General features: G+C 58.6%; 8 protein-coding genes. 3 read left to right on the forward strand and 5 right to left on the reverse strand.

The genetic code is table 11. From position 1 onward, the window contains the following. Window positions 1–75 precede the first annotated feature (75 nt). The 5 genes from ACW9IR_RS27665 to ACW9IR_RS27685 form a co-directional block, all read right to left on the reverse strand. Window positions 76–612, reverse strand: a complete 537-nt coding sequence (locus ACW9IR_RS27665) for a C40 family peptidase (RefSeq protein ID WP_007919825.1) — start codon at window positions 610–612, stop codon at window positions 76–78. Window positions 613–832: 220 nt separating this feature from the next. Then, window positions 833–1,450 carry a C40 family peptidase gene (locus tag ACW9IR_RS27670; protein ID WP_007919826.1) on the reverse strand — a complete coding sequence of 206 codons (618 nt, stop codon included), beginning with the start codon at window positions 1,448–1,450 and terminating at the stop codon, window positions 833–835. A 214-nt stretch (window positions 1,451–1,664) separates the two neighbouring features. Next, window positions 1,665–2,369: a DnaA regulatory inactivator Hda gene (gene hda, locus ACW9IR_RS27675; protein WP_007919828.1), complete on the reverse strand. Its 705-nt coding sequence runs from the start codon at window positions 2,367–2,369 to the stop codon at window positions 1,665–1,667. A gap of 207 nt (window positions 2,370–2,576) precedes the next feature. Beyond that, window positions 2,577–3,650, reverse strand: coding sequence for an AI-2E family transporter (locus ACW9IR_RS27680; protein WP_102900818.1), 1,074 nt, complete (start codon window positions 3,648–3,650; stop codon window positions 2,577–2,579). A gap of 34 nt (window positions 3,651–3,684) precedes the next feature. Then, window positions 3,685–4,743, reverse strand: coding sequence for a DUF2066 domain-containing protein (locus ACW9IR_RS27685; RefSeq protein WP_457465795.1), 1,059 nt, complete (start codon window positions 4,741–4,743; stop codon window positions 3,685–3,687). Window positions 4,744–5,116: 373 nt separating this feature from the next. Here ACW9IR_RS27685 and purM point away from each other — a divergent pair, with 373 nt between their 5' ends. Genes purM through ACW9IR_RS27700 form a run of 3 tightly spaced genes read left to right on the forward strand, consistent with a single transcriptional unit; the run spans window position 5,117 to window position 7,547 of the window. Beyond that, complete coding sequence (gene purM, locus ACW9IR_RS27690) at window positions 5,117–6,175, forward strand: phosphoribosylformylglycinamidine cyclo-ligase (protein WP_077571719.1); 1,059 nt, start codon at window positions 5,117–5,119, stop codon at window positions 6,173–6,175. Continuing rightward, window positions 6,175–6,825: a phosphoribosylglycinamide formyltransferase gene (gene purN / locus ACW9IR_RS27695; protein WP_102900815.1), complete on the forward strand. Its 651-nt coding sequence runs from the start codon at window positions 6,175–6,177 to the stop codon at window positions 6,823–6,825. The genes purM and purN overlap by 1 nt, the downstream gene beginning before the upstream one ends. A gap of 8 nt (window positions 6,826–6,833) precedes the next feature. Continuing rightward, complete coding sequence (locus ACW9IR_RS27700) at window positions 6,834–7,547, forward strand: DUF3108 domain-containing protein (RefSeq protein WP_102900814.1); 714 nt, start codon at window positions 6,834–6,836, stop codon at window positions 7,545–7,547. Window positions 7,548–8,014: the final 467 nt, after the last annotated feature.

The raw sequence follows: 8,014 nt of genomic DNA on the forward strand, positions 1-8,014 counted from the left end.
GAATATCAGGCAAAAGTCAGTTGAGGGCTTCCCCTCAACCATAGAATCTCCCACATGGGTTTTACGTTGTCTTTACTACGGGTTATGCGCCAGATGCTCCGGCTGCAACACCCGCTTGGCACTCAGATAAGCCTTCTGCCAATACGCCTTCGACAGACTGTCCAGCTTCACCGTGCCGCCGGTAGCCGGCGCATGCACGAATCGCCCTTCGCCGACGTAAATTCCCGCATGACTGACCTGCGAGCCGCCATTGGTGGCGAAGAAGATCAGGTCGCCGGTCTGCAAGCCTTCCTTGCCGACATTCGGCGCCTGCATAACGATCAGCTCACGCGTCGAACGCGGCAAAGAGATGCCCGCCGCATCACGGTAGACAAAACCGATCAGCCCACTGCAATCAAAGCCTGAATCCGGCGTGTTGCCGCCCCAGCGATAAGGCGTGCCGACCAGACCGAGCGCGCGAAACAGCACGTCTTCAGCAGCCGGTGAAAAAGCTTGGGATGGGCCGAACACGACCGGTGCGCGAACCACCGGCGCAGGCGGCGGTGTACGACTGGCGCAGGCGCTGAGCAGCGCTGCGAAGAAGATCAAAGTGAGGCGGGCCGACATCGTCATAAGCAGAACATCCTGATCTGGCTGCGGCTTTTTCTGCCGATGGACAGAAAAGAAAACCGCCTGAGTGAGCACGCAGGCGGTTTGCCATCAATATAGATACAGGATTCTAGCGGCTACGCGGCAAACTTCAAGTAAGACTTTAACTTCACCTTGTAAAGTCTAGGTCTACTCCGTTGCCGGTGGCCAGATTGTCGCCGCGAACGCAGCGACATCGAGGGAATTACTTGCGAGCAGTAACTACAGTCGGAGCGTTGGCCAATGCGCGTTTCGCTTCGATGAAAGTCTTGCTCCAGTAGCTGTCACCCAGGCTGTCGATGCGAACACCGCCGCTGCGACGACTGCTGGAGTGGATGAACTGGTTGTCACCGAGGTAGATCCCGGCGTGACTGACACGACCGCGACGACCATTGGTGGCGAAGAACAGCAGATCGCCCGGCTCAAGGTTGCTGCGCGAGACCAGCGGTGCATCCACGTTGATCATTTCGCGAGTGGAGCGTGGCAGGTTCATGCCGGCTTCTTCGCGGAACAGATAACCGATGAAACCGCTGCAATCGAAACCGGCTTCAGAGGTACCGCCGAAACGGTAACGGGTACCGATCAGGGACATGCCGCGCTCGAGGATGCTGTCGGCCAGAACAGGAAGCTGATAAGGCTTCTTGCCATTGAATTCGTTGAGTTCTTTTTCGGTGTCCAACTCTTCCTGGTAAATAACGGAAGACTGAGCCGTGGCAGAATTTTTAACCTGTTGAGGCTGCTCTTGAACTGGAGAATGAGCAGCGCAACCGTACAACAGGGTGACGAGTGCGAGAGGCACGAGGGGTGCGAAGCGCTTTAGCATGGGCACGACCGTGGCTGATAGTTGTAAAGAAGCCGAGACTATGCCCGCTATCAACCTCATTTGCAAATTCAATCGATCTTTTTGTGACTTCTCGGTTTCTCGTTTACATCTAAGCGCTTAAGCCCATTTGAACCGATACGCGGCCTGCACACCCTGCAGGAAAGCGGATTTTCTGGCGCCTGAAATATGCCGAGACACGCTGAAAGCCGCGCCGTTACCAGCCTAGCGTTTCTTTCAGGAAGGGAATGGTCAGCTTGCGCTGAGCCTGCAACGAAGCCTGATCGAGCTGTTCAAGCAAGTCGAATAGCGCACTCATGCTGCGGGTGCCGCGAGTCAAAATAAAATGCCCGACTTCATCGGTCAGGTGCAGACCGCGACGCGATGCGCGCAACTGCAAGGCACGCAATTTGTCTTCGTCGGAGAGCGGACGCATCTGGAAAATCAGCGCCAGGGTCAGGCGCGATTTCAAGTCAGCCAGTTTGACCGGCAGTTCACGCGGAGAAGTGGAAGCGGCGATCAGCAGACGCCGACCGCTGTCACGCAGACGGTTGAACAGATGAAACATCGCCTCTTCCCAGTCAGCCTTGCCGGCGATCACCTGCAAGTCGTCCAGGCAAACCAGTTCGTACTGTTCAAGGTTGTCGAGGATTTCGACACCGCGATCCATCAACTCGGCCAACGGCAAGTACACCGCCGGCTCACCCATTTGCTCAAAACGCAGACACGCTGCCTGCAACAGATGCGTACGCCCTACGCCGTGTTTGCCCCACAGGTAGATCAGGCTTTCTGTCCAGCCGGCGTCGGCTTCGCATAGACGCTCGACATAGCCGAGTGCAGCGGCATTGGCGCCTGGGTAGTAGTTGATGAAGGTGGCGTCGTCACGCAGACGCACACCTAGGGGCAGCTGAATCGGTTTCATGCTGACTGAACAGTTCTCAAGGAACCGTTAGTGGCCTCTGTGTAAAGTTTGCGAAGTTTATACCCGTGAAGCTGAGCGCACAATGCGACAGAGTCCAAGCAAAATCAAAGGTTTGCGTTAACACGCTGGTTTTATGACAGATTCTTTGGCGCCGGCGCCTGCAGGACACGGGCCAACCCGGCGATTCGCCGGGCCGCCCCTGTGCCATTACAACTGCGGATCGTCAACGCCACTATAGATGTCGGAGTCCTTGTACAAGTCGTGCACATGGCGCACCAGCACCATGATCACCGCCGCCACCGGCAATGCCAGCAGCACGCCGGTGAAACCGAACAGCTCGCCACCGGCCAGAATCGCAAAGATCACTGCCACCGGATGCAGACCGATACGATCACCCACCAGCAAAGGCGTCAGCACCATGCCTTCCAGCGCCTGACCGACCATGAACACCGCGACGATCCCGACCATCGGGTACAGATCGCCACCGAACTGAAACAACCCGGCAATAAGCGCAGCGCCAATACCGATCACGAAGCCCATGTAAGGCACGATGGCCGCCAGACCCGCGATCAGACCGATCAACAGCCCCAGCTCCAGCCCGACAATCATCAGGCCCGCTGCGTAGATCACGCCAAGCGCCACCATCACCAGCAACTGACCGCGAACAAATGCACCCAGTACCTCATGACACTCACCGGCCAGCGATACGATGGTCTCTTCCCGATCACGCGGCAGCAGGCTGCGGATCTTGGCCATCATCACGTCCCAGTCGCGTAGCAGGTAGAAACTCACCACCGGGATCAGCACCAGATTGGCCAGCCAACCGATCAACGCCAGACTGGATGCCGTTGCCTGACTCAGCACCACGCCGACAATATCGGTGGTCTGACCCATGTGCTCGCTGATCGCAGCCTTGACCTTGTCGAACTTCCAGAAACCGTCCGACAGCCCCAGCTTCGACTGCGCCCACGGCACTGCCGTGTGCTGCAACCAGTCAAGCATCTGCGGTGCCAGTTCGTACAAACGCAGCAACTGCTTGGCGAGCATCGGCACCAGCACCAGCATCAGCGCCGTGACGATCAGGGTGAACAAAGCAAACACCGCGATCACGCCCCAAGTACGCGACAAACCAAGCCGTTCCAGGCGATCCACTAACGGATCGAACAGATAGGCCAGCAGCAGTGCTACCAGAAACGGCGTAAGGATCGGGTGCAGCAACCATACAAACGCGCAAAGCAGGACAACCCCACCGAGCCAGAACCAACGCCGCGTATCGGCCATGTACCACTCCTGTAGCTTCTATATAAGGAAAGACTTACCAGCGAAACCGCAACGACGGTGTTGCCGGGCTCGGGGCCGGAGCCGCGACCGGTGCCGCACCTGCAACCGCAGGCTGTGGCGCTGAAACCTGCGCCGGCGCCTCGGCCGGCAACTCCTGCAACTTGGCCAGCGACAACTGCGCACGCATCTGATCGGCGCTGCCATTGACCCGATAGACGATGCGATCGCCGTCAACACTTTGCAGACGCACGCCAAACGGTTCGAGTAACCGCAACAGCGCCGCGTAATGCTCCAGATTCATGCCCTGCACTTCCAGGGTCTGCTGCCCCGAAGCGCCGGGTTTGGCCACGAAACGTGGCGCCAGACGCTCAGCCACCGCCAACATCACTGCGTCAGCGACAGCAGCCTGATCGGCGCCCTGCACGCTGCCCGCCTCTTTCTGATCGCCCAGCCACAAGTGCCATTTGGCTTGCCACTGCCCGCCTTCTTCACGGGCATGCACCGCCAGCAGGGCGTCAGCGTTGTAACGTTCGGAAGCACCGCGCAACGGTGCCGGATCCGTGCCTTCCAGCGCCGGCGCCGTGGCAACCAATTGCTCGCTCAAGTCCGCCAAAGGCAAACGCAATGGCAAACCGCGATGTTGCGCAGCTCGACGCAAGGGGGCAGCAGCTGACTGACCGTCGCCGACCAGACTCGAGCCCTCAGCCGAATCATTCAGCCACCAGCTCAGAATCGACGGCCGACTGGCACCCCACAGCGACAACCCGGCACGTCGCAGCGCCTGCTCGGTGGTCGCCGGATCGAAATCGACCTTCAGCACCTCCGGCGGCCCGGCATCGAAACCGAATTGACTGATGATCTGCTGCGGATCCTTGCGAATCGCCGCCAGCCCCGGGTTTTGCGCAGCTTTTGGATCGCCGGTCAAACGCAGCACCAACGTATCCAGCGCTGCCTGCGTGGCGCGATCACGTTCTTCCGGTGCCTGGCCATTGACCGGCTCACGCACTTGATAAAGGCCTTTGAGGTTTTCGGCGTGACTCGCCAGGCTGATCAGCGACAAACAACCCACAAACAACAATTTACAAAAACGCATGGAAAATTCCCGTCGACAGGAGCGGCTGGAACAGGCCGCGTGAATCGGTTGAGCAAGGCTGTGACAATCTGCCAGCACCAAACATTCACACGACAGCGGTAAGTTTTTGCACAGTGATAACGATAGACGGTTAATCGCCCCACCTTATACAGGCGTTCATTCGCCTCAATTGCAAAAAATTTCCGTGGATATGGCCCTGCCCGTCGGTGCGAGGATGGCCGCTGCCCCTCAAGCCTGATAAAATCGCGCGCCTTCGCAGACCGGCAACAGCCGGGCACCTCGAAACTTGCGTGAGGCCATCGCCCCGTCGATTTCGAAGTTCCCGCTGAACTCGGTCGTTACCCCTGAATCCCCTCCCCTAAAGGCCTGGATCATGAGCAAGCAACCCTCCCTGAGCTACAAGGACGCCGGTGTAGACATCGACGCCGGTGAAGCATTGGTCGAACGCATCAAGAGCGTCGCCAAGCGCACTGCGCGCCCGGAAGTCATGGGCGGCCTGGGCGGTTTCGGCGCCCTCTGCGAAATCCCGGCCGGCTACAAGCAGCCAGTACTGGTTTCCGGCACCGACGGCGTCGGCACCAAGCTGCGTCTGGCGCTGAACCTGAACAAGCACGACAGCATCGGTATCGACCTGGTTGCCATGTGCGTGAACGACCTCGTCGTTTGCGGCGCTGAGCCACTGTTCTTCCTCGACTACTACGCCACCGGCAAACTCAATGTCGACACCGCTGCCCAAGTGGTAACCGGCATCGGCGCTGGCTGCGAACTGTCGGGTTGCTCGCTGGTTGGCGGCGAAACCGCTGAAATGCCAGGCATGTACGAAGGCGAAGACTACGACCTGGCCGGCTTCTGCGTCGGCGTCGTGGAAAAAGCTGAAATCATCGACGGCTCGAAAGTCGCCACCGGTGACGCGCTGATCGCGCTGCCATCGTCCGGCCCGCACTCCAACGGCTACTCGCTGATCCGCAAGATCATCGAAGTTTCCGGTGCCGACATCGAAAACATCCAGCTCGACGGCAAACCGCTGACCGACCTGCTGATGGCCCCAACCCGCATCTACGTGAAGCCGCTGCTCAAGCTGATCAAAGACACCGGCGCCGTCAAAGCCATGGCCCACATCACCGGTGGCGGCCTGCTCGACAACATCCCGCGCGTTCTGCCAAAAGGCGCTCAGGCTGTGGTTGACGTGGCTAGCTGGACTCGCCCAGCCGTATTCGACTGGCTGCAAGAGAAAGGCAACGTTGACGAGACCGAGATGCACCGCGTGCTGAACTGCGGCGTCGGCATGGTTATCTGCGTGGCTCAGGAGCACGTAGAAGTTGCGCTGAACACCCTGCGTGACGCAGGCGAACAGCCTTGGGTCATCGGTCAGATCGCTGCCGCTGCCGAAGGCGCTGCTCAGGTTGATCTGCAGAACCTTAAGGCTCATTAATGTCCGCAACCTGTGATGTCGTGGTGCTGTTGTCCGGCACCGGCAGTAACTTGCAGGCTCTGATCGACAGCACGCGGACCGGCGACAGCCCGGTCCGCATCGCTGCAGTGATTTCCAATCGCGCCGACGCCTACGGCCTGCAACGCGCCAGTGACGCGGGTATCGCCACCCGCTCACTGGATCACAAGGCATTCGAAGGTCGCGAGGCCTTCGATGCTGCTCTGATCGAACTGATCGACGAATTCCAACCGAAACTTGTGGTGCTGGCCGGCTTCATGCGCATTCTCAGCGCTGATTTCGTTCGCCACTACCAGGGTCGCCTGCTCAACATCCACCCGTCGCTGCTGCCCAAATACAAAGGGTTACACACTCATCAGCGCGCGCTCGAGGCCGGCGACACTGAGCATGGCTGCTCCGTGCACTTCGTCACCGAGGAACTCGATGGCGGACCACTGGTCGTACAAGCAGTATTACCGGTAGAGTTGCACGACACGCCGCAGAGTCTTGCGCAGCGAGTACACGTTCAGGAACACCTGATCTACCCGATGGCTGTTCGCTGGTTTGCCGAAGGCAGGCTGGCACTCGGTGAACACGGTGCTTTACTGGATGGCCAGTTACTCGCGGCCAGCGGCCACTTGATTCGACACTAGGAGATATTATGCGTCGCGCCCTGCTCTTCGCTTGCGCTCTGCTCGCCCTGCCCTTCGCGCAGGCAGCGGAACTTCAACCGTTCTCCGCCAGCTACACCGCCGACTGGAAGCAGTTGCCCATGAGCGGCACCGCCGAGCGCAGTCTGGTCAAGGAAGCCAACGGCGTCTGGAAGCTCAGCTTCAAGGCCTCGATGATGATCGCCAGCCTGACTGAAGAAAGCACCCTGACCCTGGACAAGGACACGCTGCTGCCGCAGTCCTACCACTTCGAACGTGGTGGCCTGGGCAAAGCGAAAAAGGCTGATCTGGATTTCGACTGGAACAGCAAGATGGTCACCGGCACCGACCGTGGCGACGCGGTGAAAATCCCGCTGAACCGTGGCATGGTCGACAAGTCCACTTATCAACTGGCTTTGCAGCATGACGTCGCTGCCGGCAAGAAGACCATGAGTTATCAAGTGGTCGATGACGGCGAAGTCGATACTTATGACTTCCGCGTACTGGGTTCGGAAAAAGTCGAAACCAAGGCTGGCAAGATCGACGCGATCAAGGTCGAGCGCGTACGCGACCCGACACAAAGCAAGCGCATCACCGTCCTGTGGTTCGCCAAGGATTGGGATTACCTGCTGGTTCGCCTGCAACAGGTTGAAACCGACGGCAAGGAGTACAACATCATGCTCCAGGACGGCACGGTCAACGGCAAAACCGTTAAAGGCAGCTGATCCACCGCTATCAAAGAGCCTCGCGAAATGCGGGGCTTTTTTTCGCCTGCCGTATTGGACATCTGTGCCTGGCTCCCCCCTCACCCCAGCCCTCTCCCAAAGGAGAGGGAGCAGACCGAGATGTCTGGCGCCATGCATCGACCTGAAAAGTCGAGTCGATTATGGATTCACCAAAGAACACTCAGGTCGGCGTAACTCTTTAATCCCCTACGCTCAGTCACCTTTCCCAATGAGAGAGGGAGCTGCCCGAGATGTCTGGCGCTATGCATCGACCTGCAAGATCGAGTCGATTATGGATTCACTAAAGAACACTCAGGTCGGCGTAACTCTTTAATCCCCCACGCTCAGTCACCCTTCCCAATGAGAGAGGGAGCTGACCGAGATGTATGACGCTATGTATCGACCTGAAAAATCGAGTCGATTATGGATTCACCAAAGAACACTCAGGTCGGCGTAACTCTTTAATC

The sequence above is a fragment of the Pseudomonas sp. SDT291_1_S447 genome (genome assembly GCF_054070155.1).

Excerpts from the sequence above, each read along its gene's own strand:
- ACW9IR_RS27665 (WP_007919825.1), bottom strand. The coding sequence starts at position 612 with ATGACGATGTCGGCCCGCCTCACTTTGATCTTCTTCGCAGCGCTGCTC.
- ACW9IR_RS27670 (WP_007919826.1), bottom strand. The coding sequence starts at position 1,450 with ATGCTAAAGCGCTTCGCACCCCTCGTGCCTCTCGCACTCGTCACCCTG.
- hda (WP_007919828.1), bottom strand. The coding sequence starts at position 2,369 with ATGAAACCGATTCAGCTGCCCCTAGGTGTGCGTCTGCGTGACGACGCC.
- ACW9IR_RS27680 (WP_102900818.1), bottom strand. The coding sequence starts at position 3,650 with ATGGCCGATACGCGGCGTTGGTTCTGGCTCGGTGGGGTTGTCCTGCTT.
- ACW9IR_RS27685 (WP_457465795.1), bottom strand. The coding sequence starts at position 4,743 with ATGCGTTTTTGTAAATTGTTGTTTGTGGGTTGTTTGTCGCTGATCAGC.
- purM (WP_077571719.1), top strand. The coding sequence starts at position 5,117 with ATGAGCAAGCAACCCTCCCTGAGCTACAAGGACGCCGGTGTAGACATC.
- purN (WP_102900815.1), top strand. The coding sequence starts at position 6,175 with ATGTCCGCAACCTGTGATGTCGTGGTGCTGTTGTCCGGCACCGGCAGT.
- ACW9IR_RS27700 (WP_102900814.1), top strand. The coding sequence starts at position 6,834 with ATGCGTCGCGCCCTGCTCTTCGCTTGCGCTCTGCTCGCCCTGCCCTTC.